Genomic DNA, 26365 nt, shown 5'->3' with positions numbered 1-26365 from the left:
ATAACTCATGCTTTTCGCAAATAATGTCGAATTTAGTAGATTAATATCTGTTCCTAAGAAAAAAGTATCAAATATTGGATAAAAACCGACCAACATCGTTCCCTTGACCTACCTACGGCTTCTACATCCCGCAGTTCCTTCCGTCCCTTCTTTCCATCCGGAAGTCCCACTTCCTCTAATCCAGCCGCACCCGTTCCCAGAGCAAGATACCGGAAGCATTATTTCCGCTATTGCCGGAAAATCCTCCGCCAAAGTCTCATTTTACGTGAATAACGGCAGTAAAACTTCCGGTAACCACCGTTTCATCGCTCCGTTAGACGAATAGCGGAACTGTTTCTTCCGTTAACAACCAGCGCCAAACTCGCCGTCCCTCCCTCACCCGGTCAGACCAGACCGCCGACTCGAACACTCCAGCCCCCCCCAAAGCAAAGGGGCGCTCTCAAAAGTTATCTTGCTACTATTTTTGGGCCCATTGAGGAACCGGTTTTCCGCAATCAACAAAAAGAACCTCAGCCTCCACTCTACGGTGGAATTTGAGGTCCTTCATATAAAAATAGGAAGTTCTCACCCCTGTCATGCGAACACTCTGGCGACTTCCACCGATGGTTATATCTAGCTTAGCTAGCCGCGCAGCGCGCAGCACACCAAAAAAACGCCTGCTATAACAGGCGTTTCCGACTTACAAACTATCCGCGCTCCGCATTGCATACGCCGCGCCAGTACTGCAAAGCAGCTCCCCTACCGTCCCGCCGCCGCTTCGTTCGGCTCGCCTACCGGCACGCCGGTCAAGCCGATGGCGCTGTCGTAGGCGTCGAACATTTTGCGCGCGATCGGGGCGGCGCCGCGTCCGCCGAAGCGGCCTTCGGGGACGACGACAGCGACGGCCAGCTTCGGCTTGTCGGCTGGCGCGTAAGCGATAAAGACCGCATTGTCTACGGTGTCGCCGCCGACCGATTGGGTCGACGTCCCGGTTTTGATCGCCACCCGGTACGGGAAGTCGCTGAAGCCTTCGGCTTTGACGAGTTCCATCCCCCGCTGGATGACATCCCAATGCTCCTTCGCGAACGTTTCCTGGTTCAGTACTTCTTTCTGAAACTCCTGAACGGTCTGATCGTCAAAGGTTGTGATCTTCTCGACAAACTGCGGCTTCAACCGGGTCCCCCGGTTGGCCAGCATTGAGGTGAACTGCGCCAGCTGCAAGGTCGTATATTTCCCGAGCTGCCCCCAGGTGGCGCGGACGAGCGCCGCTTGCGGGCTATACTTTTTGGCGGTGTCCAGGTAGTCCTTCAACCCGACCGACTCGCCCGGCAACCCGCTGCCGGTGGAGACACCCAGCCCGAACTTCTCCATATACGTATCCCACACCTTGACCGCATCGGTATTCGGGCGGAAGTAGAGACGGTTCCCGATCATCGCCATGTACGTATTGGAGGAATGCTGAATCGCCTGGTACGCGGTGATCGGTCCGAACCGCTTGGAGTCGGAGTTGGTCAGCCGTTCTTTATTGTCTTTCCCGAAATAAAACACGCCGGTATCCTCGTAAATTTCATTCGCTGTCACGAGTCCTTCATTCAGCCCCATCAATACGGTAAGCGGCTTAATCGTCGAACCCAGATACACGAGCGAGGTCGGATGCTTGTTCAGCTCTTTCTGGTCCGCGTAAGGCGGGCGCACTTCGCTGATCGTGCCGTTCCGTACAAAAAAATGGTTCGCTTCATAGTAGTCCGGCTTCATGCCCCCATACCACTGGTTCGGATCATAATCCGGGTAACTCGCCATCGCGACGACCTTGCCCGTATCGACCTCCATCGCCACCGCATACCCGGTAATCGCATTGGGCGCATAGGTCCACGAATCCCGCGCGGGACTGCGAATGTATTTCAAATGATCCTGGATCGCTTGCTGCGTAGCGAGCTGGACCTCACTGTCGATCGTCAAAAACAGGTTATGCCCCTTATCCGGCTTCGTCAGCGATACCGGTCCGACGATTTTGCCCATCGCGTCGACCGGATAGCTTTTCACCCCGTTTTTGCCGCGCAGCTCCTCCTGGTACATCAGCTCGATCCCGTCGAACCCGACATACTCGTTATCCAAATACTTTTCCGTCGGATCGGTCGACTTCGCCTTTTCCCGGTAAAAACTCAACCCGTTCGTCGGATTGCGCGCCGCGGAAAACTTCTTCAAATACCCGACCAATTGGACCGCAATCCGCTTATCGTTATATTGCCGGATGCTCTCCTCCTGAATGTCGATGCCCTTGAAGTTGTCCCGGTTCCAGGAGAAGTAGGCGATCTCCTCCTCCGTCAGCCCGTCTTTGATTTTCCGCGGGACGGAGTAATAACTCGGGTCCTTCGTTTTGTTCAGGTTAAGGTCGTATCCGACATCCATCATCGTGATGATTTCTTCGGCGGTCGGCTGCACGACCGTTTTGGAGCCGTACAGCTGGAACGCTTCGGCCAGCTGCCTGGCCAGCGCCACAACTTCTTCGCGGTTTTTATTACCGGGCTCGACCGTATAATACAGCGATTGCGTCGATATCGATATGGCGAGCGGATAATTGTTCCGGTCAAAAATATTGCCGCGGATCGGCGGGATCGCATGAGGCGTATTCGTGTGACGCTCCTTCTCCTCCGCGTATTTCTCGCCCTCCACAACCTGCAGCAGCGCTAAGCGGAAAATTAAGACGGAAAACAATAGAAAGATGCAAAAGAAAAAAAAGTTAGTGCGAAACATAAAGTGGCGGCGTATCGTCAAATGCTTCTTATCCAGATCTTCGCTATTCACGGTAGTTGCAGAGCTCCTTGACAGATTTCTTGTATATGAATTGGACGGATGACAGGCCGCTTCGGTTCGATCGGCGGCCCCAACCAAAAAAAAAGCAATCCCCGCACATCGGCATCGGGAATTGCGATTACGGATTACGGTTATTTTCGGCCTACTGGCCGGCATTCGGGTTAGGCGTTCCCGTCAGTCCGATGGAACGGTCGTAGGCATCGAATATTTTCCTTGCGATCGGCGCCGCTCCATAGGAACCGAAGCCGCCTTCCGGCACGACGACCGCAATCGCCAGCTTGGGCTTCTCGGCTGGAGCATAAGCGATAAACACCGCGTTATCGACGTCCTTGCCGGCGACGCTTTGGGTGGACGTTCCGGTTTTGGTGGCCACCGTGTGCGGAAACCCGTCGAAGCCCTGCTTATTGACCTGCTCCATTCCGCGCTGAATCGTATCCCAGTATTCTTTCGGAAACTGAACCTCATTCAGCACTTCGGGTTCCGTCTTTCGGACCGGCTGCCCGTCAAACGTTTCGAACTTTTCGACAAATTGCGGTTTCATCCGCTTCCCCCGGTTGGCGAGCATCGCTGTGAATTGGGCCAGCTGCAGCGTCGTGTACTTGCCCATCTGTCCCCAAGCGGCACGCGCAAGTGCGGATTGGGAACTCGCCTTCTGGGCTTCGTTTTTGTACTCGGCCACGCCGGCCGTCTCCCCGAGCAGCCCGCTTCCAGTCAAGACGCCGAGACCGAACTGCTTCATATAGCTGTCCCAGACGTCCAATCCGCCAGGGCGAGAGTACAAACGAAGGCCAATCATATCGATCATGTACGTATTCGACGAACGGGCGATGGCGGACACGGCATTCAGCGGCCCCCAGGCTCTTCCGTCCGAGTTGCTAATTGTGGTTTTGTCTTTACCGAACGAGGTTGATCCTCTGTCGTTGTATATCTCGCCCGCGGTGATCAGCTTCTCCTGTAAGCCCAGCAGCACGGTTAAAGGTTTGATCGTGGAGCCCAGATATACGAGCGAGGAAGGATGCTTCGCGCGGTCCTTCGGATTCGGCCAGTCGGCCGGCACGTCGGAGATCGTCCCGTTGCGGTAGTACAGCAAAATGCTGTTCCATTCTTCATCCGTCAACCCGCCGTACCAGACGCTCGGATCGTAATCGGGCATGCTGGCCATCGCGACGACGTTGCCGGTATCGACCTCCATCGCCACCGCGTAACCGGTCGTGGCATAAGGGGCGTAGGTGTAGCGGTCCCTGCCCGGAGTTTTGATATAGTTAATATGGGAGACGATCGCGTCTTGGGCGGTCAACTGAACGTCCTTGTCGATCGTCAAATACAAGGTTTGCCCTTTTTCCGGCCGAGTCAGCTTGACCGGTCCGACGATTTTCCCTTCGGCGTTCACCGGATAAGTCTTCACCCCGTTTTTGCCGCGCAGCTCCTCCTGATACATATATTCGATGCCGTCAAAGCCGACATATTCGTTGTCGAGATATTTCTCGGTCGGATCGGTCGACTTCGCTTTCTCCTGATAAAACTTCAGCCCGTTCGTATTGCGCGCCCCCGAAAACTGCTTCAAATACCCGGTTAACTGGACAGCAATCCGTATTTTATCATTATACTGGCGAATGCTTTCCTCCTGGATGTCAATCCCTTTAAAATCGTCGCGATGCCAAGAGAAAAACGCAACCTCTTCCTGTGACAGATCGCCTTTAATTTTTCTGGGGATGGAGTAAAAGCTTGCATCTTTCGTTTTGTTTTTGTTCAAATCGTAGCCGACATCCATCAGCTTAATTATCTCTTCGGCCTTCAGCGTCGTGTCCCCGTTTAACGCGAACGCCTGCTCCAGCTGCCTGGCGAGCTCGATAACCGCATCTTTATTGCGGTTGCTGGAATCGACCGTGTAATACAGCGATTGCGTCGATACCGATATGGCGATCGGGTAATTGTCCCTTGTAAAAATATTGCCGCGAATCGGCGGAATCGCATGAGACGTTATCGTACGGTTCGTCTCTTCCTCGGAATACCGCTTCCCCTCCACAAATTGAAGCAGCGCCAGCCGAACGATCAAGATCGAGAACAACAAAAACGTACAAAAAAACAATAAATTCAGCCGGAGCGAAAAGTGCCGGCGCTTGATCAGCTCTTTTTTGGCGGGATCTTCCATATCCATGGAGGTCGTTCACTCCTTACACGAGTTCGCGCAGCGAGAGGATTCCGTCTCCGGTCATGTAGCCGTAACGTTTGATCTTGACCGCGCGGATGCCGACTTGATTCGGCGCCCATATATCGTTTTTGTCGTGGTCCCCGACGTACAGTACGTCCTCGGGCAGGAGGCCGGACTGCTCCAGAGCCAGACGGAAAATAGCCGGATTCGGCTTCTCCAGCCCAACCTCGGTGGACACGATAACCGGATCGAAATAGTGCAAAATCCCTTTATGACGCAGGATGGAAGTAAGCGTGGGAGCGAAATTCGAGATAATGCCCAGCCGGAAACCCGAGGCGCGAAGACGTTCCATCGTCTCCGTCACATCGTCGAACAGCTCGTATTGCTCGGGGGAAGTAAACAGATCGTACAGCTCGTGGCTCCAGCCGTGAATGATCTCCTCCTCGCCCGGCTCGCTTGTTGCTCCAAGCCGGTTCAATATATGCGTATAGATGCCGACCCAGAACGCCCGGTCCGATTCCGGGGAGCACACCTCCGTGCCGTCCGATACTTTCCCGTAATAAAATGTCCGGAACGCTTCGTCAAACAGTTCTCCGATCTGTTCCTTCTCCCGGTGAAAGTCTCTCTCGGCCAAATAGCGGTGCATCGTTTCCTGCGCGCCGGGAATCGTGATAAGCGTGTCGCCTACATCAAAAAAAACAGCCTTGAAGCCGTTTAGGGTAAGAGTTGTCGTCATGCTGGTCTCCTTGCCGAATAAGGTGAAATAGTGGCTTGATCTCCTCCATAGTGTACCATAATCCGGAGCTTCAATGCCAAAGAGTTACAGCCTCGAACGGGATAAATTTCTGTCAAATCCTTTCGGATAAAAACCCGAGTCGCCAAACAAAAAACCGGCACCCTCAGGCACCGGCTTCTGCATCAAGCGTCGCGTATATGCGTTTTATCGAACCCCTGCGGATTGAACCAGTTGCCACCGCTCGACACCCACGTCGAATCCAGCGGAACCCATTCATTGTTCTCGGTAAGAAACACTTCGTTCCAGGCATGCGGACCGTAGCCGCCCCGCCCGTCGGAGCCGAGCCCGGTCACCACCTTGACGTCCAGTCCGACCGCCCGGGCCATGACCGCATACAGCCGCGAATAATCGATACATACGCCCAGCTTCGTTGCGAACGTATCCTCCGGCGTCTGCTCCTTCCAGATCCGCTTCTGCTCGTACTGCTCAACCTTGTCGTAGTCGTACTGGACCCGGGTGCCCACCCACTGGTAGAGCGCTCTCGCCTTCGCTTCGTCGGTATCCTTGCCCGCGGTAATCTGCTTGGCCGCTTCGGCGATGTCACTTGGAATCCGGGCGTCGATGACCTCGTATTTGCGCTGCAAAATTTGGCTGAATTCCTGCTCGACCGCCTTGGCGAATACCGGAAGCCGCTGCTCCAGCAACTCCCCGCCCGCCGGCTCGACTACCCGGGCCGCTCCTTCGGCGTATAACGTCGAGGCTTGTACGTAACGGGTAAAGGGCGACTCCGGAAACAGCGCCGTATAGACGAACAGGCACGCGATAACCAGCAGCGCCCGCCCGCAGCCGATTAACGTGCCGATCGCTCCGCCTACTCCGCTGCTCATCCATGACCGGCCGCCCCCGCCCGCGGGAGATTTGCCCATCAGCCCCGCACCGTAGGCGATGAACAGCCAGAGCCGGAGCAGGATCGCTTTGCACGCCGTATAGGCAAGCACGAACACCGTGCCGACCCGCAGCAGCGGGAAATCGCGAATTCCCGTGACGAACGTGTAGTACATCTGGCGGAACAGGCCGAGCTCTTCATTCGGATAAACGATCTGCCTCGACCTGAGCCACTCTTCTACAACCGGCGACAACACGGCTGCAAGCTTCCATGCCACGATCACGCTGACGACCGTAGCCGCTCCTTCGGCCGCGAATTGCATAAACCGCTGAGCGGAACCGGTGGCTCCGCGTGTCGCTCCTTGCAGAACCGATACAAGTACAATAATGATAAGGACAACCGTAACCAGGTTAACGGGAAACGTTGGCTGAAGCCATTCGATACCGCTCATTTGCGATCCCCCCTCCGTTCCAGCATGAACGGAAACGGAACCGTTTAACCGTTCTTCTTCGCTGTTTCAATTACTTTTTTCAACGTTTCGTCGAGCGAAACTTCGGCGGACACTCCGGCTACCGTGATTTTCACTTTGTCCGCTCCCGTCTTGCCTTCAAGCTTGATGCTGCCTGATGTAATCGTATACGTGCCGTCTCCGTTATCCTTGTAAGTGGCGTCCTTGCCGGCCAGCCCCTGGACAGCCTTCTCCTTTAATTCCCCGACCGCCTCTTTGGCGGCCGTCGCGACGTTTTGCCCCAGATCTTTCAGCTCGTCCGTATAGGTGACGCCGTAGTAAAACAGACCGGCTACGATCGCCGCCACGATGACCCATTTGATCAGCGTTTTAACAATTTTAATCACGACGAACAGTACGACCAGGGCAATAACGACAACGAGCCACCGATCCTGCAAAAACGCAATAAGCTGCTCCATCCTAAGTTCATCCTTTCGAAAACGGGATAATCTGATCCGTATATACGATATTTAGATTATCACACAACAAGCTTGAATCAAACTGCAACATAACGCGAAATTCAAGCCCGGACAGGCCGATTTCGCCTAATCTTCCCCCTTTAGTCATAACCGGCGGCCCTAAGACGTACAAGTTATGGATAAGAGACAAGCGAAGAGGAGGATTGAGATGAAAACCGCTTTATGGCTGTACCTGTTCATGTTCGTCGCTTTTTTTGATCTCCATGCCCAGTATCCGATCCTGACACCGTTCGCCATATCGCTCGGAGCCGCTCCGACTTTCATCGGCTGGATGATGGGCATGTATTCACTAACCCACCTCCCCGGCAACCTGCTCGCCGGTTACTGGGTGGACCGGTACGGCAGCAAATGGTTTATCGCCATCAGCCTGGTCTGTGCCGGAATGCTGCTGCTCGTGCAGTCTTATGTCGCCGATCCGTGGCAGTTGCTGGCGATCCGTTCGGTCAGCGGGTTCGTCCTCGCCTTTCTGTCCCCGGCCTGTCTAGCGATGCTCGCCAAGCTGGGGCGCTCCAGAACGCACCAAGGGAAGCTGATGGCGGGCAACGGTCTGGTGCACACGCTGGCCTCGGTCGTCTCGCCCGCCGCCGGCGCCTTTCTTGTCGCAGAGGTCGGCTTTACGACGGCATTTTCCGTGCTCGGCTGGGCGTTAATCGCTGTCGGCGGCGTAGCGGCGTTTTTTATTCGCGAACCGAAGTCGGCTGCCGTGCTCTCGGACGGCTCCGCTGTGCATCATCACCATGGCGCGCTCCCGGCGCCGGAAGCCTCCCTGCCGCCCGTGCCCGATTCGGCCAAACGGATTCCCTGGCTGTTCTACGGAGTGCCGCTCGCGCTGGCTTGCTCCCAAGGCATCCTGTTTTTCGAGCTGCCGCTGCTGCAATCTTCCCAGCAATCGCTGTTAACGTCCGGACTGCTGTTTTCAATGGTCAGCCTGGGCGCTTTATTGACGCTCAGCCTGATGTTCCTTCACCGGTATTCACCCTTCGTCCGGGCGGCGGCGGGCTCGTTCGCGCTGGCTTTAACGTTTTTCGGACTTGCCGTCGAATGGCCGCTGCCGCTGACGGTGTCGCTTTTTATGATCGGCATGGCGAAAGGCGTCATCTTCCCGGCGACGGCCGCGCTGCTGGCCAGTTTGTCGAGCGCCAGCCGTTACGGCCGGGTGTTCTCCCTGTTGTCGATCTCCTCATCGATCGGCGCCTTTATCGGCCCGATCACAGCGGGACAGTTCCGGCACGCCGTATCCCCCTATTTTATCGCCTTTATCGGCCTTATGCTCGCTCTGGTCCTTCTCGCTCCGGGGAAATTCCGCTCTACGCCGGATGCGCCTCCCGTAGCGGATTGAACCGCAAACTTTCGATAACCATCCAAGGCCGATGCCCATTTTATCCGGGCTGGGTGTTTGCACAGGCGATTCGCCCGACGTGGTAATACGATGTATTGTCAAATGACAAATCATTAGTTACCGAGAAGGAGTGAATGATAGATGTCTAATTGCGGCCCTGGTGTTGGCGGCGTGTTTACCTCTACGGGAATCATTCTGGTACTGTATATTTTGCTGGTAATCATCCTTTGTTCCAGCTGGATCTGACCGCTGCGAACCCTGAAGCCGTCGCGATATCGCGGCGGCTTTCATTTATTCAGGCGAACCGCAGCACCGGGCGATAACCTTTAACACCATTAACCAATATCACCTCCTACCGGTATCCCTCGACATTTCCCGGGAAATCCGCTCCTGCTCCGACTTGTTTGTCGGATCACGGATTGGCTATACTGGTGGAAACGACATCTTTTCCTAACGTCGAAACCGGAGGTGACTAATGACCGTCGCGATCATCGTAGAAGGTAAAAACGACAAAAGCCGCTTGCGCAAACTGCTTTCCGACGAAATCCGGATCGTATGCACCAATGGCACGCTAAGCAGCGACAAACTCGAGCGGATCAAAAAAACGATCGGAACGCGCGACGTATACCTGTTTACAGACAACGACTCCTCAGGCAAACGAATACGCGGCTTATTGCGCGACGCCTTCCCCGATGCCGAGCAGATCTATACTCGCAGAGGGTATGCCGGCGTCGAGGGCACGCCTGACGAGTACATTATCCAGCAGCTCGAGAAAGCCGGGTTGGACGAATATATCCGCTATCCGGATCCCCCAGCAGCGCCATAAGAAAAAAACTTTCCGGTAAAACGTCCGGACAGTGCTTTGATTTGCAAAACCGCACTTATCCGGTTCTCCCCTCCCCGCTTTTGAACCATTCTGTACTATTCAAAACAGACCCTCTCCGCCCTGACGGACGAATGGGTCTGTTACAGATCAAATCGGCTTGTGTAGCCTTGGGTCAACCTACAAACTGCAGCAAATAAATGACGAACGTCACGGTGAAAATACTGAAGACGGTTGAAGAAAATACGGCTTGGGACGAAAACTCCGGCTCGTTGTCGAACTCCACCGCAAGCAGTACGCTGCTGAGCGAGGTCGGAACTGCGCACGACAAGATCAGCGCTTTTGCCATATCGCCCTCGAATCCGAACGCCCAGACGATCAGGAAACCGAGCAGCGGCCCGGCGCAGAGCCGCAGGAAATTCGAGATCGCCACATCCTTCAGCTTCAACTGCCACTTCATGCTGCCCAGCTGCACCCCCAGCGTCGTGAGGGCGGTAGCGATAAATCCTTTGGCAATATAATCAATCGAGATATACAGCGGCTGCGGCACCGGAATGTGAAAACCGCGCATAATCAGCGCGATCGGAATCACATAAATAACCGGCATCGACAAAATCGTCTTCAGCGTATCCTTCAGCTTCTGCCTATGGGCGTTGACCGCATACACTCCGTACGTATTCGGAATCAGGCTCTGCATCATCATAATGATGATCTGGATGGACAGCGTGAACGGATCGCCTACGAATACGAGCTGATTAAGCGGGATCGCATAATTCGCGCTGTTATAGAAAATAACGCTGTTGCGCATCGCGCTGCGCATGCCGCCCTTGTAGCCGCGAATCCGCATGACAATCTCCACCAGGCCGAATGACGCGAAGAAAAACACGAAAAAGAACAGCAGCACCTGTGACATCACTTTAAAGGAAAGCTGCGATTCGTACAGCATCTGGAACATGATTGCCGGAGAAAACAAATAAAAGTTAAGCTTGGACAACGTCTTGATGTCGAGCTTAAACGATTTCTGCAAAATAACCCCGAGTGCGATGAGCAAGCTCAGCGGCACTACGTTGTTCAGCAGAATATATACGAAGTATGACACGGCCTTCGGTACCTTCTCTCCGCTATTCTTTGGCCAGCTTCTTCACTTCTTCGGTTACAAGCCGATAGCTCAAATCACCGTTTGTCGCTACGAAATATTTACGGATATTGCCAGCCCGGTCGACCAGGGCGACTGAGTTCGTATGCGCGAACGTTCCGTCCTTGCCGGCCAATACGCTGACTCCGTATTGTTTGGCCAGGTCGGTGATCTTCTTCGTATCTCCCCGCAAAAACTTCCAGCCGTTCGGGTCCGCCTCGAATCGGGCCGAATACGTTTTCAACTGCTCAACCGTATCTTTGTCCGGATCGAAGCTGATCGAATAGATGACCGCATCCGATCCGAGCAGGCTGCTCTTCTGCAGCTCCTGCTGTACCTTCGACAGCTCATAGGTGGTCGGCTGGCAGACGTCCGGACACGAAGACCAGAAAAAGTAAACAAGCCGCACTTTGCCGTCATCGTCCTTTAAACCGGTCATTTGCCCGCTCGTATGTTCCAGTTGAAAGTCGGCCGCCTGCTTAATAACCGGCAGCTTGTCCCCTTTTTGGGAATTGTACGCCCAACCCGCCCCCGCTGCCGCAATCACTGCGATTACGAGCAGCTTAAACCAATGTTTTTGTACAAATGCCATGAATAAGGCCCTCCTTTGTCCTGCCAAACAGGAATCGTTGAAATATGCTTTGCTTTGCCGTTTGCTTGGTAACTGATGCGAAATTACCGCCCTGCTTGGAGTTCACTTGTCAGCGCCGGCAAGCTTATGCCGCCAAAAAGCGGGTACGTGATTCCGCTACAGCCGCTCAGCCGGTTCCAGACCGTTTCATTCCTAAAAAAAGAACAAGCCATGAAGACTTGTTCCGGTTATCCGCCCCGTATGCCGTAATAGCGGATCGTATCTGCAATTCGACCGGGCCGGGCTTGGGCTTAGGCGTGGATCGTATCGATGATCATCACGATGAACAAAATCGGCAAGTAGTTGATCGAGAATACAAACATCTTCTTCGCCCAATTGTCGTCTTCATTCGTCTTGAATCCGGCCAGGCCGATAAACGTCCAGGCAAGACCGAGCACGATCGCCGCGACCAAATAAATCTCACCGACGTATCCGTATGCGTACAAGAGCAAAGATACGGGTACGAGCATAACGAGAAAACGAAGCATATGCATCTTGGTCAGCTCGTTGCCGTGCACGACCGGCAGCAGCGGGAATCCCGCGGCCCGGTATTCTTCCTTGCGGCGAATGCCCAGCGCCCAGAAGTGCGGCGGCTGCCAGAAAAACAAAATGCCGAACAAAATCCATGCACCCATATCCATAACACCCGTAATCGCACAATACCCGATAACGGGAGGCATCGATCCGGAGATCGCGCCGATCGTCGTGCTAAGCGTCGATGTCCGCTTCAGCCACATCGTATAAATAAAGACGTATACGATCAGGCCGACCGCTCCAAGCAGCGCTGTAAGCGGATTGGTGCCGAAATACAGCACCGCCAGTCCGGCTGCTCCGAGAAGTATGCCATACCCTAATACGATATTCGGGGAAATGATGCCCGTCGGCAGCGCACGCTTGCGTGTACGGGTCATCTTCTGATCCAGATCCCGATCCCAGTAGTTATTAAGCACACAGCCGGAAGCCATAACGAGCAGTGCTCCGAGTACCGCATAGAGAAGCAGCGACAGACGGAAAGATTCTCCCGAGCTGCCCAATGCGACCCAATATCCGCCGAATACCGTAATCGTATTCGAGAACAGGATGCCGGGCTTGGTGAGCTCGACGAAAATTTTCCAAGTCGGAATCCGGGCTGCCGACTGCTCTTCTTCAGTATCTGCGGCTACTGCTGTGGCCGAATCTATACGGCTTTGTTTGTCCACAATGTAAGCCTCCTGAACGATTCCTTCAGCGCCCTCGGCGCCGTACTCACCTTATCATAGCAACACGTGCCGGATTTGACAACAAACGCAGTTTGGTTTTCATAATTTTGTCGATTCTGATGTCACCTTTCTGGCATCCGCCCATACACTATAGAGTAGGTTTTAGCCCATACCCGATTCGTTACATTATTCCCCAAATCGCGATTCAAGCATTACAAAAAAATTGAACGAATTCGTTCAAGGAGGAATGTGATCATGATGAACATGAATCCTTACCAAACGGGCGCAGGCGCGCCGAAAATGTCTTTCCCGTCCATGCCGCAATCCGGCTCCGGCATGCCTTCGTACGGAAGCGGAATGATGCCGCAATCCGGCTCCGGCATGCCTTCATACGGAAGCGGAATGATGCCGCAACCCGGCACGGGCTTCCCGTCCTATGGACCGAGTCCGATGCCGCCGGTTACGACAGGAGGCACGATCCCCGGAATGCCAGGTCCGACTCCGATGCTGCCGGCCGAGGAATCGTTCGTTGAGAATATTCTCCGGCTCAATCTGGGCAAAACAGGCACGTTTTACATGACGTATGAGAACAACAGCGAGTGGAACGCCAAAATATTCCGCGGCGTCATCGAAGCGGCCGGACGCGATCATATCATCATTAGCGATCCGAAAACAGGCATGCGTTTCTTGCTGTTGATGGTCAACCTGGACTATGTAACGTTTAACGAAGAGCTCAACTACACATATCCGTTCCGGTAAACACGTCCAGACGGAAGCATGCCTTCGGATGTACAGATCCACTTAGCGGCTTTTTCGCTGTAACCGGAGGGCCCCCCGTTCTATGCGGGCATGGGCCGCTCCACATTTCCTATACCAAAAAGCGATACGCTCCTTGAGGCCTTCCGAACGAATCGGGGGAAACCGGCCTCGGACCGTATCGCTTTTCTTCCTTAATATAGGACGACTGATTGGACCTTGCAGTCAGACGGCCGACGATGCCGGCACTTTATCGTAGCTGAATACGACGCCGAGCTGGCTGCCGGGATCGAGCATCAACTGTTCGTACACGCCGGCCGCATCGTCTACGGACACGCACGACGTAATCAACGAACCGACGGCAACGCGCCCTTCCGACAGCATCCGGATATATTCGCCCATGTTGCGTCCTTCCGTCCACCGTACATAACCGATCGGGTAATCGACTCCGCCCCGCTCGTAGACGGCATCGTAGCGGCCCGGACCGCCCGCCCGGGAGATGACCACCTGGGCTTCCTTGCTGAACAGCTTATTGCGGCTGAACTCAGTTTTGACGTCGCCCACGATGACGATCTTCCCCCGATCCCGCAGCCACTCGAGCGCCTGATCGATCAAGCCCCCCGCCTTGCCGCCCGCACAGATGAACACGGCGTCCGCTCCGGCTCCATCCGAACGGTCGCGGATCGCTTCCGCCAGTTCCGTCCCGTTCACGCATGCGGTGCCGGCTCCGCCGGCTCGCAGCTGCTCGCACCTTTCCTCCATCAGATCGAACCCGATAACGCGGAAGCCGGCCGCGCTCGCGAGCTGGCACAGCAGTTGTCCGAGGATGCCGAGTCCGACGACGACGGCCGTCTCGCCGAACCGCAGATCGGATTGGCGTAAAGCGTGAATCGCAATCGCTCCGTGCGCCACGAACGAAGCGTCCCGCAAGTCAACATGGTCCGGCACCGGTACGACCAGATTTCTCGGAACGACGATTTGCTCGGCATGCCTGACGTAAGGACCGCCGTAGCAAGCAACCCGCTCTCCGGGGCGCACATGCTCTACGCCCGCCCCGACTTCTCTCACGATCCCTGCCGCGCTGTAGCCGAGCACGATCGAATCTTCCACTTCCCTGCTCCGGTTAATCGCGCTAATTTCCGTTCCCGGACTGATCGCCGAGTAGACGGTATCTACAACAACGTGACCGTCCGCGCACAAAGGAGCCTGCGCCGTTTGCGTCCGAATGACGCCCTTATGGGTCGTTATAATTCTCATGATTGCTGTCCTCGATTCCGCTGATCTTTGGTTCATATCTTGTTCTTATTGTATATTATAAAGAGCGTTAACCATTACCGTCAACTTCTCAACACCCACATTTGCCGTTATAATGAGTACAACCGATCAAGCCACGTACGTTTGGCCGGACTATCTTCGGAGGTTTCTGCATGTCCGCAAAACCGAAACGCACTACATTTCGCATCCGCCTGGAAGAAATGCTTGTCTCGCTGCGCAACGATATCGGCATGGGCCGGTACGCGCCGGGCGACTTTTTGCCTTCTGAACATCAATTGATCGAGCAGTTTTCCTTAAGCAAAAACTCCGTCCGCAAAGGACTGGAGCAGCTTGTGGAGCAAGGGCTCGTGGAGAAGGTGCCGCGGATCGGCACACGGGTCGTCCAGAACGCAGCCGCAGCGGCGGTTACGATCAGGCTCGGGTATTTCTCCACATTGCTCGAGCATGTCAACCTGATGACGCTGCTGAACCGGTTTCACCGGACGTATCCGGGCATTGTCGTACAACCGGTACCGCTTCCGTCTACGCGGTTCGCTTCCGAGCTCGCCGATTTTCTTAATGCGGAGCCGATCGATGTCGTCACCGTAAACAACGAGATGTTCGAGACCCTGCTCGAGAACGGTCCCGCTTTGAGTCAACTGGAGCCCCTGGCGCCTTCCGGTTCGCTGTACCCGTTTCTGAACAGGCCGTTTACCGAAGCGGGGGCGCTGTATGTACAGCCGTTCGTTTTTTCCCCGTTTGTGCTGGCCTACAACAAAGTTCATTTCCGCGAAACGGGGCTGACCGCGCCGGACGACAGCTGGACGTGGGACGATGTGGCAGCAGCGTCGAAGCGGCTGTCCTCCAGCCGCGGACATCTCGGTTTTTATATGCATTATTTATCGATCAACCGGTGGCCGCTGTTTCTGCTGCAAAGCGGAATTCGTTTCGGCCGGAGCCCGGAAGGCCGGCTGGCGTTCGACCGGGACTTGCTCCGCACGGCGGCCGCAACCGGCTCCTCCCTGCTCGCTGCGCAAAACGTCGCTTCCGCTTATTTATCCGAGCGGGATGCCGATGCGGAGGCGTTATTCGCCCAGCAGAAAGTATCGATGATCGTCACGAGTTATTTCAGTATAAATTCGCTGCGCGAAACCGACCTCGATTACGATATTGCGCCGCTTCCCCACTCGGGGGAGCCTGCTACGCTGATGCTGGCGATCGGACTGGCCGTCAACAAGCAGAGCGGCAAAAAACAGGCGGCCAAAACGTTCGTCGATTATTGCACGGGGGAAGAAGCCCAGCTGTTCATCCGGAAGACGACGCTGAGTCTGCCTTCCCGCAAGGAAGCCGCCGAATGGAGCGGTCCGGACGGCTTGAACCGTCCCTCCCGCCATGAGGTGTACCGGGATCTTGCGCCGACTTACCGGCTGTATGCCGACATGAACATCCGCTATGCGGAGCTGGTGCGGATCTGTGCCGAGCTGAAGCTCTATTGGGCCGGGCTCGACGATATGGACACCGTCAGCCGGAGAATCGAGGAGACGGTGTAGGCCCGGGGAATTTTCAACAAAGAGGTTGAGCGCTGCAAACTGCCGCTCAACCTTTTTGCATGAAGAGGCTAGGGTACTGTTAAACAAACATGGAGACTGTACGATAGCTCCGAAACCAAGAATAAAGCGCGAAACGACTCCCGTTTGCGGTCGGGGCAACCGCGATCAGGCCCGCAGGGGCACGGGTACTGGCGCCGGCACAGGGCTGGGTTTAAGCACAGGTACGGGCACTGGCACTGGCACTGGTACTGGCACTGGCACTGGTACTGGCACTGGCACTGGTACTGGTACTGGTACTGGTACTGGTACTGGTACTGGTCCTGGTACTGCTACTGCTACTGCTACTGCTACTGCTACTGCTACTGCTACTGCTACTGCTACTGCTACTGCTACTGCTACTGCTACTGCTACTGCTACTGCTACTGCTACTGCTACTGCTACTGCTACTGCTACTGGCACTGACAACTGACACTGTTACGAGCACGGGTACCAGCACGGGTAACGAACCCCACACTCCTTATTCGGCCAAAATGTTGCGATTGAAAGCTGTTGCGAACCCCAGGCACGTTACTTCCTCCACAAGATCGTATCTCCAACTATTCTTCGCCTAATAAGGTCGATGACGTTCGTTAGATCTCAGGAAAACGTACTTTTCGAGTATAAGCGCCGTACAGTTCGTTACACGATTTAAGTTTGCTTTTTACGCGATGTAAGTTTGCTTATTTTCACGATGCAAGTTTGCTTCGCCCGAAGGCCTGACGGAGGCGGAGAAAGAAGACGACGAAAGAAGACGGCGAAAGGCCGCCCTCCAAGTCTGATCAGACTTGGAGAAACGGCCCCGCCTCGTTTTCAATCTATACGCTGTATTCGCTTCGCTTATACCGCCGGAACTTTCGCGAAATGATTCGCGACCTTGCGGATCGCCCGGACCATATCGTCGATGTCCTGCTCGGAGAAAAACTCGTTCACGCTCAGGCGGACCGCCGTCTGCAAAATCCGTTCCGCTTCCGGACAGTCGCCTTCCTTATACGTGATTCCCGTAATATCAAACGGGAAGTGGCTGCCGAGATACGCCTGGCGTTTCTGGAACAACGGCTGCATGTACATAACGGATGCGATATAACCCGCCGTATTCGGGATGCCTTCCGCCGCCAGCGCCTCGCTGAACTCCTTGCGCGTGCAGGTCAGCTTGGACTCGTCGATGCGCAGCATGTAGAACCAGTACGTCCCCTCGTTGCCTTCCTCCACCTTATGCGGCTCGATGCCCGGCAAACCGCTGATTCCGGCTGTAATCCGGTCGCCGAATTTGTGACGGCGCTCGCAAATCCAAGGCAGCTTCTTGAGCTGCGCGATCCCTACCGCGCCTTGAAGCTCGGTCATCCGGTAGTTCGGCGCCACGTAATGAAGATCTTTTTGCACCGTATCGCCGAAACGTTTGAAGTTTTTGTCCGCGAACGCATGCGTCGTCAGGAAATCCTGCTCGTCTCCGGAGTTTACCGTCACGATCCCGCCGTCGCCTGTCGAGATATGCTTGAAGTCATTGGTGCTGAAGCAGCCGTAATCGCCGATCGTGCCGGCCAGACGGCCTTTGTATTTGGTCAAGTAGCTTTGCGCGCAGTCTTCGATGACTTTGACGTTATGCTTGCGGGCGATCGCCATAATCGCGTCCATATCGGCCGGGTTGCCCGCCAGATGGACGACGAGAATCGCTTTCGTACGCGGCGTAATGCACGCTTCGATCGATTTCGGGTCCATGTTGTACGTATTCGGATCAAGATCGGCGAATACCGGAATCGCATTTTGATACAAAATGCCGATAAGCGTCCCCTGGTCGGTGATCGGGCTCGTGATAACTTCGTCGCCCACCGTTACACCGGCCGCACCGAGCGCTACGTGAATCGACGCCGTCCCCGAGGTTGTCGCGACGCTGTACTTCACGCCGTACATCTCGTTAAAATCGCTCAGAAATTGTTTTACCTTTTTGCCGAAATGGTAAAACAGTGTATTTTGCTCAAGCGCCTCCAGAAGCTCCTTCGCTTCGTCCAGGCCGAATCGCTTCCCGGTGCCGAACGGAGTCGTTTTCGTTTTCGGACCGCCGTGGATGGCTAACGTTTCTTGACTCATGGCTCTATCCCCTTATCCCTTGTATTGTCCGGCTCCGCACAGGCGAAGCGGCTGCCTGCTCGCCTGATCGGGCCCCGGACGTAACTGTTGCTCTCAGTTGCTATTATAAAAGTCCGGGCAAACGCTTACGCGCCAATTTGTGTAGGAAAGTAAGCCAATAATTGATACAATAAATCCATATGAACGATATCCCATCGTGACAGGCGAGGAAAACGGATGACGACTTTTCCTATTTTTCAGGACAGCCTCCGTCTCAACACGTTCAAAAAGGGCGAGCTGCCGCTGTTCATCAATCATTACACCGTTAATAACGGGTACCCGAATCACCATCACGAGTTCGTCGAAATATCGCTTGTTACCGGCGGCGAGGGAACGGAGGTCGTCAACGGCGCGGAGCACCGGCTAGGGCCGGGCAGCATCTGCCTGCTGCTTCCTTACCATCTGCATGCGCTGAAGCTGCACGGGGACCGGAAGCTCGTCAAATTTTGCTGCATGTTCGATATTAACCTGCTGTTCCAGCCCGACTTCGCCGAGGTCGGGCGATGGCTGGTCCGGCTATCGGACGAGATGACGCCTTTTTACGATCTCCCTCCTCAGCCGTTCGAAGCGTTGCAATCGGTTCTCTTCGCATTGGAGAACGAATACAGGACCGTGCCGGAGACGCTTGGCAAACAGGGCTTTATGCGGATTAAGCTGCTGGAGGCGATCTATTTGTTTTTCCGCCACCATCCCGGCTTCGCCTCACTCGAGCAGCCGTCCTCCGCCCAGCCCGAGGAATGGGATTTCGTCAAATACGTTAACACGCATTTTCTGGAGGAAAATATTTCTCTTGAGGAAGTGGCGGGCAAGTTCGGGGTGAGCGTATTTGTCGTACGCAACGCCTTCAAGCGGCTGCTCGGCAAAAACTTTCTCGAATATTTGCACCAGCTGCGGATTCGCCGGGCATCGGGGCTGCTCAGCGCAACGGACATGTCGGTTTCGGAGATCGCCTACGACGTCGGCTTCTCTTCCCTGCGCTCGTTTACCCGCGTCTTTAAGGAAGCGACCGGCATGAGTGCAACCGATTACAGAAAAAAACATTCGCGGGTGGACCCGTAAAGCCGGCTCCGATCGTTTTTGCGAAGGGGCAACTTCCCTTCTATCCGCTTCCCGTGTACGCTCCGCCCGCCTTTTACGATTAAAGGTTCGTAACGCACAAAAATCAATTTTGTACAAAGACGGCGTTCCCGCCGATTTGCTATGATGGGTTCATCACTTGCTCAGGAGGTTTACGGTTCATGGACGACTTTACAAGACTGCAAGCCAGACTGCAGGAGAAGGCAACAAATCCTGCGGCGAGGCCTGCTATATATGTCGCGATAGGCGACAGCGTAACGCAAGGGTGCATGGAGGAAGGCGTGGTCGAGCATGAGCGCGTCTATCATCAATTGCTTCGCAAACGGGTAGCCAAGCGTTATCCGATCAGCATCCTGAACGTAATCAACTCCGGCGTATCGGGAGACACGGCTCACCGGTCCAGGGAACGCTGGCAGCATGACGTGCTCGTCTACAAGCCGGATCTGGTTACGATCTGCTTCGGACTGAATGACGCCCATGCCGGAGACGCCGGTCTGGACAACTATATCGGAGCGATTCGCGATCTCATCCGTCAAGTGAAGGAACAGACGGAAGCGGAAGTGTTGCTGTTCACCCCTCCGATGATGATGAAGCACGACAACCCGCGAATCGCCGACGTTCACCGCCATCATGTGGCAAACTTTACACGCGTGTACGAGAACGGGAACCTCTACAGGTACGTGCAAGCTCTTCGTGCGATGGCGCAAGAGGAAGACGTAGCGCTCCTGGATATCTATGCGATATGGGAAGAGATGGAGAAGCAAGGCCTCGATATTCACGAGAAGCTGTCGAACGGCATCAATCATCCGGACGGCGACTTCCACGAGCGGATGGCGGAAGCGCTCGAGCAGAGGCTGTTTGCGGACGCCCCGGTGCCGGCGCAATCCTAGATACCGATATCGCTGCCTCGCCCGGAACCGGAGCAGGCAAATGAACTTATGCCCGATCCTAACGAAACCCCCGACGACCCGGGAAGCTTAACCGCTCTTTCGGACCATCGGGGGTGTTTTATTTCTCTTCGCCAACCAGCAGCCGTCTATCGATCTTGATCACCATCCGGCGTACCGGCCCTTCCCGGTCCACGCTGCAGCAAGGGCGGTGAACATCTGCCGGGAAAAAGACGGCGTACATCCCCGGCTTCTGGTGCAGCCAGAGCTCCTGCTCCACCTTGTCGTAGAAAGCGACGTCCCTCGTGTCCAGATCATCCCTGGCGATTTGCAGCGAAGAGCTCCACGGTACGACTCCGATTTTCTCCTCGCCGCTGATTACGTATTGAATATCGATATAAGTACGGTGCGATTCCGCCTTTTGATCCGCCGCGGCTCTAGTCGTTGTCGTCTTGATTGAAGTGTGCATCCGTCTGCCGTTCAGCTCGTATTTTCCGTCCGGTACTTGATCGAAGTCCAGCGAGCGGATGTGCTCCATCGCTTGTTGCAGAGCAGCCGGCCACATGGCTTTCTCGGCTTCCCAATTGTCGATATGCCCCCAGATCAATTAGATCCAACCTCCCGCCGGCCAAGCCTGAATTGGAACTGTCCTCAGTCGAGCCGGATTTCGCGGCCAAGCCGCGCCGATTCGTAGATCGCACTTAAAATCTTGATCATATCGACGCCCTGTTCCGGCGTGAAAATCGGCTTCTCCCGGCCTTGCACCACCTCTACAAAATGGTGGATGTTGGAGCCATGCCCATGCCCGTTTTTGACGATTTGCGGCTCCACGTTGCACAGGGTCCCTTCGATCTCCGTAAACAGCTTCAAATCGTCGTTTCGCAGGCTGAAGCCCGCCTTCGTCCCGCGCAGCTCGACGAACCGGGTTTCCTGCTCGATATTGGACGCCCAGCTGAATTCGATTTGCAGCGTCGCCCCGTTCTCGAACCGGATGAAGCCGGAGACCAGATCCTCAACGTCGAATACGCCGCCGCTTTTCTTCTCCCCGAACGCGCTGTGCTCCGAATCGGCGAGATCCGTCTCGGCAAACTTCGTATATGCCGAGCCGCTAACCGCAACCGGCTTCGGATTGCCCATAATCCAGACAGCCAGGTCGATCATATGGACGCCCAGATCGATGAGCGGACCACCTCCCGACAACTCTTTGGTCGTAAACCAGCCGCCTTTGCCGGGTATGCCTCTTCGCCTGATCCATCCGCACCGGCCCGTGTAGCAGTCGCCCATATGCCCTTTGACCGCATACGTTTTCAGAAACTGCGCCACGGAACGGAACCGGTTGTTGCGCATGACCATCAGCACCTTGCCGCTCTCCTTCGCCGCTTCCGCCATCTTGACCGCTTCCTCGGGGCTGACGGCGTCCGGCTTTTCGCAGAACACATGCTTGCCCGCCTTCAGCGCGGCGATCGACACTTCGGAATGATACAGGTTCGGCGTGCAGACGTTAATAATATCGATATCGTCTCTCGCGATCAGCTCGCGGTAATCCTCGTACACGTCCTCGATGCCGTGCTCGTCGGCGATTTTCTGAGCCGCCTCCTTATTCGCATCGCACAAGGCGACGAGCTCGGTGTCCGGATTGGCCAGCCAGGCGGCCAGATGCGCGCCTTTGAACATCCCGCCCGTTCCTACTGCCCCTACTTTTAAAGTTGCCATTCGATCTTCTCTCCTCGCTTTTAGTTGGATGATTTGACCGGCTTCTCGCTGGGCACCGGCTCGAGCGCGGGATGCGGACTAGGCGGCACGCTGCGCGGAGCCTGCTCCGGCTCGGGTGCCGCCCAGCGGACTCCGTTCGAGATAACCTTCAGCACCGATTCGTTATGGAACGTCGGATACGTCTCGTGGCCCGGGCGGAAATAAAAGATTTTCCCTCTGCCCCGCCGGAACGTGCAGCCGCTGCGGAACACTTCCCCGCCCTGGAACCAGCTCAGAAACACAAGCTCATCCGGCTCGGGAATGTCGAAAAACTCGCCGTACATTTCCTCCTGCTCCAGCTCGAAATAACGGTCGATGCCCTGCGTAATCGGATGACCGGGATTGACGACCCACAGCCGTTCCTTCTCGTCCGCCACTCTCCAGATGAGCGAGCAGGTCGTGCCCATCAGCTTGCGGAATACTTTCGAGTAATGCGACGAATGAAGCGCGATAAACCCCATCCCGTTCAAGACGCGGGCATGCACTTTGTCCACAACCGCGTCGTCTACTTCCTCATGGGCGCGGTGTCCCCACCAGATCAGCACATCGGTAGTTTGCAGCACATCGTCCGTCAGTCCGTGCTCCGGCTCAGCCAGCGTCGCGGTGCGGATCGTAAAATCGCTTGATGCGATCCCTTCGGCGATCGCCCCGTGGATGCCTCTCGGGTAAATCGCCGCCACCTTTTCCTTACGCAGCTCGTGAGAATACTCGTTCCAGATCGTAACGCGAATCATCGTCCGCCATCCTCCTTCTCCCTATCGCACAAATGTACCGTATCCTTACCCGTTTCCGGATACCGTCAGCTTCCAATACGCGATCCGTTCCCGGTTCCAGGTGTACGTAATATGAAGCGTTTCGCCGCCCGCCACGATAGCGGGATACGAATATTCGCCTGGCTCTTTCTCGAGCACGAACTCGCCGCCCCAGCTCATTCCGTTGTCGGAGGAGAAGCGGACGACCAGAGGCGTTCTCGGCCCCCATCTCCCGCTTACCGGGTTATAAACAAGCGCGAGCGTTCCGTCGTTCATCTGCGCCAGATCGATGCCGCTGTTGTTATTCGGCAAGCCGATCGAATAGGCCTGGCACCACGAACGTCCCCCGTCTGCGGAATCGCTGCGGAAGATCGTGTCTTCGGTCGTGCGCAGCAGCATGTGCACACGGCCCGGCTCCGATTCCCACAGCGTAGGCTGGATAACGCCTTTGTTCATCACCCCGTCGGCCTCCTCGGCGGGCCGGATGTCCGTCGCCGCTTCTCCTTCCTGTTTCGGGACGCGCCGGAGCGGAACGAACCCGGTCCTGTTCCAGGAAGCGCCGCCGTCCGCCGACAAGTCGACGAAAGCGTCCCAGCGCTCCTTCGTCTCTAGCGATGCGGGGGCGGCCATCGTGCCGTCGCGCAGCCGGATCAGCTTGTTTTTGACCGGACCGCGTCCCCCTTCGTCGCCCTCGATCAGCTCGCGGGGAGCCGACCAGGTCGTGCCGTCGTCGGAGGAGGTCGTCACCATCGTCCGCCACGAAGGGATTTTAACGCCGGATTTGTAATATAACGTGAGGATGCCCCTCTCGTCCCGGTCGAGCACCGGGTTCCACAGAGGAACGTCGGCTCCTGCCAAACGCGCCGGCTCGCTCCAGCCGTCCTCCGTTCGAAGCGCACCCCAGATGTCGACATCGTGCGCCCCTTCCTTCGTCCCGCCGAACCAGGCGGTCAGCAGCCGTCCGCGATCCAGCGCTATGATCGTAGAAGCATGACAGGACTGAAAAGGCCGTTCGTCCTCGAAAATATACTCCTTACTGGCGGATTCCACCCGCATTCCCCATCATCCCCCGCTTCAAATTTCGGAACGGTTCCGTTCCGGCAGCAGCCATACCTCCGCGACATTTAACCGTTTGAAACCGCGCGTACGCCGGAACGTCAGGCTCAGCCGGCCGTCCTGCACCGCCTCCGGCGGAACCGCGCATTCCCGGATTGTCACGCCTCCTGCCGCGATATGCACCTCTTCGTCCAGCACGAAGCTGTCGCCTGCGGTCAGACTCGCCCAGCAGTCCCTTGGCGTCCGGCCGCTCGTCTCGCCTACGAACACCGCCTTCACCTTATACTTCGTCTGCGGATCGAGTGAATCGTACCGGACGACGATCGGCGTATCCAGCATCGCGTTCGCATGGGCGACCCAGGAAAGCGGTATGCCTCCGAGCTCCTTTTGGCGCTCTGGCGACATCGACAGCATATGCATCGCATAAGCGATTCTCGGGGTCGCCAAATACCCGGGGTCCGCCTGCCAGCCTGCGCCCGGATCGACGCGGCGGAAGCCCCGGCAAGACCCCAAGTTGTCGTAAAAACCTCCCGGCCCCGGGTCCGTCCGGTTCAGAGCCCGTTCGATCAGCGCAAGCCGCTCGCCTTCGTCCTCCGCCTCGCGAATCAGCTCGCACTGCGTGCGCAGCCAGCGGATGTCGTTCAGCGGAGCGTCGATCGCGTCCATGAAGGCGCCTCTGCCTTGCGATCTGGCGAAATGGCGCGTTACCGTCAGCTGGTAGCCGATGTTCGCGAACAGCTCGTCGGCGAGCTGCTCGCAGCGCTCCTTGTAAGGAGCCGCTACCGGCTCCGTCCTCGCCTGCCCGAGAATATGCCCGGCCCGCTCCAGCGCAGCCAGACTTCCGCTGACAGGCGCCATTTGCAGCGCTTCCCTGGCCTTATACTCCAGCTCCGTCTCGTAAGCGAGCCGCCGCTTCGTGTACGCATCGAAATAGGCGCGCAGCAGATGCATCTGGAACCGGTAGCTGCCGCGCATCCGGGGCGGCGCATCCGCCTCCATCCGTTTCCACTGCTGCAGCGTCACTTCGACTCCGTCGTTCACGGCCAGCGGCCCTTCCCAGTTGCGCTCCAGAGCGAGCAGTCCCTGAGCGACCGCTTCCGCACGCTTGTCGTCGATAAACAATCCGGCGTACTCTCTCAGCGTCTGCACGACCGGCGTCGCCGGGTCCCACTCCTGATCGGACCAGACGAATTTGTTCACATCGTCGTTGATCCCTTCCGAGTAGGCAATCGTGCCGTCTGCGTAAGGCGCAAGCACGTTATGAATATGCTTCTGGGCGACGGGACGCGGATTGCAGCTTTCCCGGCCGAGCGTAAGCGCATAAGCCATATCCCAATCCGCGACCGGGTACTGGCAATGATAGTTGTGCGTAATATCCTCGTAGCGCCGAATCGGGTACCGGGCCGGAATCCGCCGCCTCAGTTCGGGCAGCGGAACGTCGACATGCGGACCAAAGACGATGCCGCCGAGCCAATCCGGTTCCCGGTCGACCTGCCGGTAAAACGCTTCCATCCAAGCCGCCGAATCATGCCTCATAATTTGCGGAGACAGCCAGATCGTCGCCTCCGGATGGTATTGCTTGAGCAGCCGGGCTACCCGCTCCGTCCATACGAACAGCGGATCGGGCTCCATCTTGCCCGGATCGCTGCCCGGGACGAACAACGCCCGTATGCGCGGAAGCTTGCGGAAAATGTCTTCGCGCTCGGCCAGCTCGGCCGCGATCGTAACCGGATCGTCATAATCGTCGCCCATATTCGGATACCAGATCCACGTATCGAGCCCGTAGCTGTCAATCGATTCCGCAATTCGCACCATCATCTCCAGCGGCTCGACCTTCATCAGCGGGCCGGTCGGGTGATCGTCAGTGCGCGGCGGCAAAATCTCGACGCTGTTCGCCCCGAACAGCGCAAGCTCGCGGATGTACCGGTCGAACTGCTCCGGACTCCAGGCGTCCAGCGCATTGTTTTTCGGCCGGTAGCCGAGCTGGTGGCCGCGTATCGGCGAATGCGGGGCGGTTATCGTATGAAGCGGTTGCTCCAGCCGGCACGAGCCCGCTCCCCAGCGCAGCAATCGCAGCAGCTTGCCGGCGCCGTATAGGACGCCTCTCGCGTCCGCTCCGACGATCCATACGACCGGCGCTGCGCCTTCACATTCCTCCGTTCGCAGCATATACCCTTCCGGCTTCAGCTCCGCGAGTCCCCCGGTCACCGCCTCCGGCCATTCCAGCCCGGAGATGCGGCGCAGCGACTCAGCCGTTCCGGCAACGATAACAGGTACCGGCCGCCGGGCATAGACCTGCGTCCTTTCCAGGACGACGCCGGTCCGATCGGCTATCTCCTCGATGAGTACGTCGACGGCTTTCGTCTCGGGTCCGCAAACCTCAGGCGCGCTTAGTACCAGCGCCCCTGTGAAGTCGATCCCTTTCATGATTGGTCCC

General features: G+C 56.3%; 22 protein-coding genes. 7 read left to right on the top strand and 15 right to left on the bottom strand.

The features are described from left to right. Nucleotides 1-738: 738 nt before the first annotated feature. The 5 genes from PV433_RS09995 to PV433_RS09975 all read right to left on the bottom strand — a co-directional run bounded on the left by PV433_RS09995 (nt 739) and on the right by PV433_RS09975 (nt 7494). On the bottom strand, nt 739-2733 hold the full coding sequence (locus PV433_RS09995) for a peptidoglycan D,D-transpeptidase FtsI family protein (RefSeq protein ID WP_332072054.1): 1995 nt from the start codon (nt 2731-2733) through the stop codon (nt 739-741). A 202-nt stretch (nt 2734-2935) separates the two neighbouring features. Continuing rightward, nucleotides 2936-4951: a peptidoglycan D,D-transpeptidase FtsI family protein gene (locus tag PV433_RS09990; RefSeq protein ID WP_332072002.1), complete on the bottom strand. Its 2016-nt coding sequence runs from the start codon at nt 4949-4951 to the stop codon at nt 2936-2938. Nucleotides 4952-4967: 16 nt separating this feature from the next. Beyond that, nucleotides 4968-5681: an HAD-IA family hydrolase gene (locus PV433_RS09985; protein ID WP_332072001.1), complete on the bottom strand. Its 714-nt coding sequence runs from the start codon at nt 5679-5681 to the stop codon at nt 4968-4970. A 182-nt stretch (nt 5682-5863) separates the two neighbouring features. After that, nucleotides 5864-7018 carry a transglutaminase domain-containing protein gene (locus tag PV433_RS09980; RefSeq protein WP_332072000.1) on the bottom strand — a complete coding sequence of 385 codons (1155 nt, stop codon included), beginning with the start codon at nt 7016-7018 and terminating at the stop codon, nt 5864-5866. 44 nt (nt 7019-7062) lie between these two features. Beyond that, the gene (locus tag PV433_RS09975; RefSeq protein ID WP_332071999.1) at nt 7063-7494 is read right to left on the bottom strand and encodes a hypothetical protein; all 432 of its coding nucleotides are present in this window, start codon (nt 7492-7494) and stop codon (nt 7063-7065) included. Nucleotides 7495-7702: 208 nt separating this feature from the next. Here PV433_RS09975 and PV433_RS09970 point away from each other — a divergent pair, with 208 nt between their 5' ends. The 3 genes from PV433_RS09970 to PV433_RS09960 all read left to right on the top strand — a co-directional run bounded on the left by PV433_RS09970 (nt 7703) and on the right by PV433_RS09960 (nt 9719). After that, nucleotides 7703-8893: an MFS transporter gene (locus tag PV433_RS09970; RefSeq protein ID WP_332071998.1), complete on the top strand. Its 1191-nt coding sequence runs from the start codon at nt 7703-7705 to the stop codon at nt 8891-8893. Nucleotides 8894-9034: 141 nt separating this feature from the next. Beyond that, complete coding sequence (locus PV433_RS09965) at nt 9035-9139, top strand: YjcZ family sporulation protein (protein ID WP_332071997.1); 105 nt, start codon at nt 9035-9037, stop codon at nt 9137-9139. A 229-nt stretch (nt 9140-9368) separates the two neighbouring features. Continuing rightward, the gene (locus PV433_RS09960; protein WP_332071996.1) at nt 9369-9719 is read left to right on the top strand and encodes a toprim domain-containing protein; all 351 of its coding nucleotides are present in this window, start codon (nt 9369-9371) and stop codon (nt 9717-9719) included. 172 nt (nt 9720-9891) lie between these two features. Here PV433_RS09960 and PV433_RS09955 read toward each other — a convergent pair whose 3' ends face one another. The 3 genes from PV433_RS09955 to cyoE all read right to left on the bottom strand — a co-directional run bounded on the left by PV433_RS09955 (nt 9892) and on the right by cyoE (nt 12681). Beyond that, complete coding sequence (locus PV433_RS09955; protein WP_332071995.1) at nt 9892-10815, bottom strand: AEC family transporter; 924 nt, start codon at nt 10813-10815, stop codon at nt 9892-9894. A 22-nt stretch (nt 10816-10837) separates the two neighbouring features. Further along, a complete protein-coding gene (locus PV433_RS09950; RefSeq protein ID WP_332071994.1) occupies nt 10838-11443 on the bottom strand; it encodes an SCO family protein in 606 nt (201 codons plus the stop codon). A gap of 290 nt (nt 11444-11733) precedes the next feature. Continuing rightward, entirely contained in the window at nt 11734-12681 is a 948-nt protein-coding gene (gene cyoE / locus PV433_RS09945) for a heme o synthase (RefSeq protein ID WP_332071993.1), read from the bottom strand. A 258-nt stretch (nt 12682-12939) separates the two neighbouring features. On the opposite strand from cyoE, the gene gerQ reads away from it, so the two are divergent. Then, nucleotides 12940-13440 (top strand): spore coat protein GerQ, encoded by a 501-nt coding sequence (gene gerQ, locus PV433_RS09940; protein WP_442951497.1) that lies wholly within the window; start codon nt 12940-12942, stop codon nt 13438-13440. A gap of 222 nt (nt 13441-13662) precedes the next feature. Here gerQ and PV433_RS09935 read toward each other — a convergent pair whose 3' ends face one another. Next, a complete protein-coding gene (locus PV433_RS09935; RefSeq protein WP_332071992.1) occupies nt 13663-14694 on the bottom strand; it encodes a zinc-dependent alcohol dehydrogenase in 1032 nt (343 codons plus the stop codon). 170 nt (nt 14695-14864) lie between these two features. On the opposite strand from PV433_RS09935, the gene PV433_RS09930 reads away from it, so the two are divergent. Next, nucleotides 14865-16241 (top strand): extracellular solute-binding protein, encoded by a 1377-nt coding sequence (locus PV433_RS09930; protein WP_332071991.1) that lies wholly within the window; start codon nt 14865-14867, stop codon nt 16239-16241. An 876-nt stretch (nt 16242-17117) separates the two neighbouring features. On the opposite strand, the gene PV433_RS09925 is transcribed toward PV433_RS09930, so the two are convergent. Further along, nucleotides 17118-18365, bottom strand: coding sequence for a DegT/DnrJ/EryC1/StrS family aminotransferase (locus PV433_RS09925; RefSeq protein ID WP_332071990.1), 1248 nt, complete (start codon nt 18363-18365; stop codon nt 17118-17120). Between the two features lie 216 nt (nt 18366-18581). On the opposite strand from PV433_RS09925, the gene PV433_RS09920 reads away from it, so the two are divergent. Together PV433_RS09920 and PV433_RS09915 are read left to right on the top strand one after the other, a co-directional pair. Then, a complete protein-coding gene (locus PV433_RS09920; protein WP_332071989.1) occupies nt 18582-19463 on the top strand; it encodes an AraC family transcriptional regulator in 882 nt (293 codons plus the stop codon). Nucleotides 19464-19642: 179 nt separating this feature from the next. Next, nucleotides 19643-20371 carry an SGNH/GDSL hydrolase family protein gene (locus PV433_RS09915; protein ID WP_332071988.1) on the top strand — a complete coding sequence of 243 codons (729 nt, stop codon included), beginning with the start codon at nt 19643-19645 and terminating at the stop codon, nt 20369-20371. A 118-nt stretch (nt 20372-20489) separates the two neighbouring features. Here PV433_RS09915 and PV433_RS09910 read toward each other — a convergent pair whose 3' ends face one another. Genes PV433_RS09910 through PV433_RS09890 form a run of 5 tightly spaced genes read right to left on the bottom strand, consistent with a single transcriptional unit; the run spans nt 20490 to nt 26355 of the window. Beyond that, entirely contained in the window at nt 20490-20975 is a 486-nt protein-coding gene (locus PV433_RS09910) for a YhcH/YjgK/YiaL family protein (RefSeq protein ID WP_332071987.1), read from the bottom strand. Nucleotides 20976-21019: 44 nt separating this feature from the next. Next, nucleotides 21020-22081: a Gfo/Idh/MocA family protein gene (locus PV433_RS09905; RefSeq protein ID WP_332071986.1), complete on the bottom strand. Its 1062-nt coding sequence runs from the start codon at nt 22079-22081 to the stop codon at nt 21020-21022. 20 nt (nt 22082-22101) lie between these two features. Further along, nucleotides 22102-22854: a ThuA domain-containing protein gene (locus tag PV433_RS09900; protein WP_332071985.1), complete on the bottom strand. Its 753-nt coding sequence runs from the start codon at nt 22852-22854 to the stop codon at nt 22102-22104. Nucleotides 22855-22899: 45 nt separating this feature from the next. Continuing rightward, the gene (locus tag PV433_RS09895; protein WP_332071984.1) at nt 22900-23928 is read right to left on the bottom strand and encodes a sialidase family protein; all 1029 of its coding nucleotides are present in this window, start codon (nt 23926-23928) and stop codon (nt 22900-22902) included. Between the two features lie 18 nt (nt 23929-23946). Continuing rightward, nucleotides 23947-26355 carry an alpha-glucuronidase family glycosyl hydrolase gene (locus PV433_RS09890; RefSeq protein WP_332071983.1) on the bottom strand — a complete coding sequence of 803 codons (2409 nt, stop codon included), beginning with the start codon at nt 26353-26355 and terminating at the stop codon, nt 23947-23949. Between the last annotated feature and the right edge of the window lie 10 nt (nt 26356-26365).

The sequence above is a fragment of the Paenibacillus sp. GYB004 genome (assembly GCF_036577605.1).
Lineage (GTDB): Bacteria > Bacillota > Bacilli > Paenibacillales > NBRC-103111 > Paenibacillus_AB > Paenibacillus_AB oceani.
The sequence above is the reverse complement of the archived record's forward strand: the minus strand, read 5'-3'. Positions and strand labels throughout refer to the sequence as shown.

What these genes read in the sequence shown, in the direction of transcription:
- gerQ (WP_442951497.1), top strand. Translation starts at nt 12,940, where the DNA reads ATGAACATGAATCCTTACCAAACGGGCGCAGGCGCGCCGAAAATGTCT.
- PV433_RS09960 (WP_332071996.1), top strand. Translation starts at nt 9,369, where the DNA reads ATGACCGTCGCGATCATCGTAGAAGGTAAAAACGACAAAAGCCGCTTG.
- PV433_RS09985 (WP_332072001.1), bottom strand. Translation starts at nt 5,681, where the DNA reads ATGACGACAACTCTTACCCTAAACGGCTTCAAGGCTGTTTTTTTTGAT.
- PV433_RS09920 (WP_332071989.1), top strand. Translation starts at nt 18,582, where the DNA reads ATGACGACTTTTCCTATTTTTCAGGACAGCCTCCGTCTCAACACGTTC.
- PV433_RS09935 (WP_332071992.1), bottom strand. Translation starts at nt 14,694, where the DNA reads ATGAGAATTATAACGACCCATAAGGGCGTCATTCGGACGCAAACGGCG.
- PV433_RS09980 (WP_332072000.1), bottom strand. Translation starts at nt 7,018, where the DNA reads ATGAGCGGTATCGAATGGCTTCAGCCAACGTTTCCCGTTAACCTGGTT.
- PV433_RS09970 (WP_332071998.1), top strand. Translation starts at nt 7,703, where the DNA reads ATGAAAACCGCTTTATGGCTGTACCTGTTCATGTTCGTCGCTTTTTTT.
- PV433_RS09900 (WP_332071985.1), bottom strand. Translation starts at nt 22,854, where the DNA reads ATGATTCGCGTTACGATCTGGAACGAGTATTCTCACGAGCTGCGTAAG.
- PV433_RS09990 (WP_332072002.1), bottom strand. Translation starts at nt 4,951, where the DNA reads ATGGATATGGAAGATCCCGCCAAAAAAGAGCTGATCAAGCGCCGGCAC.
- PV433_RS09965 (WP_332071997.1), top strand. Translation starts at nt 9,035, where the DNA reads ATGTCTAATTGCGGCCCTGGTGTTGGCGGCGTGTTTACCTCTACGGGA.
- PV433_RS09950 (WP_332071994.1), bottom strand. Translation starts at nt 11,443, where the DNA reads ATGGCATTTGTACAAAAACATTGGTTTAAGCTGCTCGTAATCGCAGTG.
- PV433_RS09895 (WP_332071984.1), bottom strand. Translation starts at nt 23,928, where the DNA reads ATGCGGGTGGAATCCGCCAGTAAGGAGTATATTTTCGAGGACGAACGG.
- PV433_RS09925 (WP_332071990.1), bottom strand. Translation starts at nt 18,365, where the DNA reads ATGAGTCAAGAAACGTTAGCCATCCACGGCGGTCCGAAAACGAAAACG.
- PV433_RS09930 (WP_332071991.1), top strand. Translation starts at nt 14,865, where the DNA reads ATGTCCGCAAAACCGAAACGCACTACATTTCGCATCCGCCTGGAAGAA.
- PV433_RS09995 (WP_332072054.1), bottom strand. Translation starts at nt 2,733, where the DNA reads ATGTTTCGCACTAACTTTTTTTTCTTTTGCATCTTTCTATTGTTTTCC.
- PV433_RS09975 (WP_332071999.1), bottom strand. Translation starts at nt 7,494, where the DNA reads ATGGAGCAGCTTATTGCGTTTTTGCAGGATCGGTGGCTCGTTGTCGTT.
- PV433_RS09905 (WP_332071986.1), bottom strand. Translation starts at nt 22,081, where the DNA reads ATGGCAACTTTAAAAGTAGGGGCAGTAGGAACGGGCGGGATGTTCAAA.
- PV433_RS09890 (WP_332071983.1), bottom strand. Translation starts at nt 26,355, where the DNA reads ATGAAAGGGATCGACTTCACAGGGGCGCTGGTACTAAGCGCGCCTGAG.
- PV433_RS09915 (WP_332071988.1), top strand. Translation starts at nt 19,643, where the DNA reads ATGGACGACTTTACAAGACTGCAAGCCAGACTGCAGGAGAAGGCAACA.